Source organism: Okeania sp. SIO1H4, assembly GCF_010672695.1.
Classification (GTDB): Bacteria; Cyanobacteriota; Cyanobacteriia; order Cyanobacteriales; family Microcoleaceae; genus Okeania; species Okeania hirsuta.
The window spans coordinates 1-3,210 of sequence record NZ_JAAHGB010000155.1; the positions used below are offsets into that span (position 1 = coordinate 1).

At 42.1% G+C, this 3,210-nt stretch carries 2 protein-coding genes and 1 pseudogene; 2 read left to right on the forward strand and 1 reads right to left on the reverse strand.

All coding sequences use genetic code 11. The annotated features are described in order from the left end of the window. A pseudogene (locus F6K06_RS33270) lies at positions 1-83 on the reverse strand (IS1 family transposase); the annotation flags it as partial. Between the two features lie 87 nt (positions 84-170). Here F6K06_RS33270 and F6K06_RS33275 point away from each other — a divergent pair. Together F6K06_RS33275 and F6K06_RS33280 are read left to right on the forward strand one after the other, a co-directional pair. Beyond that, positions 171-1,391, forward strand: a complete 1,221-nt coding sequence (locus F6K06_RS33275; RefSeq protein WP_353734930.1) for a YcaO-like family protein — start codon at positions 171-173, stop codon at positions 1,389-1,391. 392 nt (positions 1,392-1,783) lie between these two features. Continuing rightward, the gene (locus F6K06_RS33280) at positions 1,784-2,287 is read left to right on the forward strand and encodes a heme-binding protein (RefSeq protein WP_287245319.1); all 504 of its coding nucleotides are present in this window, start codon (positions 1,784-1,786) and stop codon (positions 2,285-2,287) included. Positions 2,288-3,210 lie beyond the last annotated feature (923 nt).

The window sequence follows — 3,210 nt, forward strand, 5'->3', positions numbered from 1 at the left end:
CAGTCACGGCACAGATAACTCTGTTTTCCCTGACGATGACCATTTTTCACTACTTTATGGCTTTGACAATCAGGACAATCCATCTCTCAATCAAATTCTAGAATATCATTCTCTATTGTGCAACACCCAAAAAATTAATCAGTCCAATAACTGGAGTTGTCAGTGCATTGGTGCGAGTTTCCGACCCCGAAAATCCTTTAATTCATACTTACAGTGCCATTCATAGTTTTGGTGCTGCAAAAAGTCTCGGTGCTTTGCGTCGTTCCTTGCGTCATAAAAGTGGAGGTAAAGGCAAGAGCGATCGCCAATCTAAAGCAAGTGGTTTTTGTGAAGCGATCGAAGGTTATTCGGGAATATTCCAGGGAGACGAACCTCGGAAAAAGTCAACTTTAGCTGAGTTGGGAGAGCAAGGTATTCATCCAGAAAAATGTCTACATTTTAGTCCGACTCAGTATGCTAACCGGGAGGAATTGAATGCTAACTGTAAAGTTGCTCACGATTGGATTCCGCAACCTTTTGATGTCAGTCAAGAAATTGAATGGACTCCAGTGTGGTCGTTAACCGAGCAAACTCACAAATATTTGCCTACTGCTTGGTGTTATTATGCTTATAAATTGCCCAAACAGCATAATTTTTGTGTAGCTGATTCCAATGGCAACGCTGCGGGCAATACCATAGAAGAAGCAATTTTGCAAGGATTTATGGAATTAGTGGAGCGCGACAGTGTAGGGATTTGGTGGTATAACTGTTTGCAGCGTCCGGGGGTAGATTTAGCAAGTTTTGACGACCCCTATTTATTGGAAGTGCAAGAATTTTATCAACAAAATCAGCGGGAGTTATGGGTATTAGATTTAACTACAAATTTAGGGATACCTGCTTTTACTGCGGTGTCGCGTCGAGTTGATGGAAAACATGAGCGAGTTATTACTGGTTTCGGAGCGCATTTTGACCCCAAAATTGCTATTCTGCGAGCAGTAACGGAAGTTAATCAAATAGGGTTGGGAATGGATGAGCAAGATATTAGTCAGATGGAAGAGGGGATACAAAAATGGATGACGACAGCAACTTTAGCAAGTCATCCTTATTTAGCTCCCCATCCAGAAATACCAGCTAAGGTTTATGGAGACTATCCGCAACTTTGGAGCGACGACATTTATGATGATGTTTTGACTTGTGTGAAAATTGATCAAGCAGCAGGAATGGAAACTTTGGTTTTGGATCAGACTCGCCCGGATATTGAGTTAAAAGTAGTTAAAGTTATTGTGCCTGGGTTGCGTCATTTTTGGTCGCGCTTTGGCAAAGGGAGGTTGTATGATGTTCCGGTGAAAATGGGTTTGTTGTCTGAAGCGTTGCGGGAAGAGGAGATGAATTCAATGCCAATGGTGTTTTAAGAAGGCAGGAGGCAGGGGGCAGGAGGCAGGGGGCAGGAGGGAAAGAAAGGTTCAAAGGGAGAAAGGAGAAAGTTTTTTTATCACTAAATTCAACACTCCTTCTTCAGATTTTTCTTCAAAATTGATGCGCGAAAAGACTTGACTACCTTAACGAAGTCAGAAGTCAGAAGTTAGATAGGGGAGCCGTCGGTAGGGCGACGTACAGAAGTCAACCCACCCCCGCCCCTCCCAGGAGGGGTTCCAGGAGGGGAACTAGGGGATTTGAGCTTCGCTCCAAAAATGTTTCGCCTTAAAAGGCGGGGTTGCGCGACCCATGTTATTTTGATAATTATATAGCTATCAAATGGGTTAAATAACTATATAATGGAATAGTAAATCAACTCAAATTTTAAATGTCTGCATCTTTACCCCAAGGTTTTCCTCAACCCACTGAGACCAATGTCATCGAAGTTAAAGAGTATCCCCAATATCGCGCTGTCACCTACACACATACAGGTGATTCCAGAATGGCAACCAGAGTCGCTTTTGACCCACTGTATCAACATATCAGCAGTAATCAAATTTCCATGACAACGCCTGTGGAAGCACGTTATGTCAAGGAAGGTGAAGAAACAGAAGTATCTTTTCTCTATTCAACTCCAGACATGACTCCCCAGAAAATTGATTCTCAGGTGATGGTGAGAGATACTTTACCAATGAAGGTTGTGAGTATTGGAGTACAGGGTGCTTACAGTTGGGAGAGCTACGAACAAAATTTGCAAAAGCTGAAAGAATGGTTGGTGCAGCACCCAGAATATGAAGTTGTGAGTTCGCCGAGAAGGTTGTTGTATAATTCACCAATGACACCGGAAGATTTGAAACGGAGTGAGGTGCAGATTGAAATTAGGTTGAAGTGAGACAGCAGACTCGGTCGTATATGATATCAAATCCGCTCGGGTTCGGTATAAAAAAAATTTTCATCTTCATCCAAGAGCAAATGTTTCGCGCATTCTCTTCCCTCCTGAGGAGGTCCTTCCCCTCCACCGGAGGGGGAGGGGCAAGGGGTGGGTTGACTCGGTCCTCCTAGATTAACTATCTAATTACACCGATGCTACCAGATTTGATATGAGGTAGAGATATTAACGATCAAGTGCAGGCATCTTGGCCGTCACAGATGTACCTAATATCATCTCCGCATATCGTTTGTGTGAACCCAAGGGTGAATATCTACAGGAAATTTACAGCAGTTTCCGAAGTTATGAGGTACACCCATCTGGGGCAAGATGACCGCACTTGCATTCATTCAATTATTAATCTCTGTACTTCTTATGCGAGGAATCTGCTGTAAGTTTTTTTCAAGCTATTAAGCTTTCTTCCTTCTTATATCATGTCCGGTAGCATCGGTATTGTATAGCAAGGGTAGGGAACACTTAACTGGGAACAGGGAACAGTCAGGAATACTTAAGAGCCAGAAAAAAACTTAAATTTCCTGTAGATATTCACCCTTGGGTTTACACAAACGATATGCGGAGATGATATTACTTCTTCCTTCTGCTATAAAATTATCAAAATAATATAGAATCTGGTTATACAGTATATGTTTATAATTCTATACTACACTTCAATATTAAATCGGACTACCTCCCCATCTCCCCATATGTGCCAACTCTCACGGGGTGACAAGGTAGCTGAAAGCTATATATAGAGATGGAGTCATCGAATAAGCTGAATAATACTTCAACTAAAAGAGAAGCATTATTGAGAATAGATGGAGGTGTGGTGCGATCGCACCACACCCCACACAGTAGGTTGATTATTTATTCATTAAAGCAATTTTTGA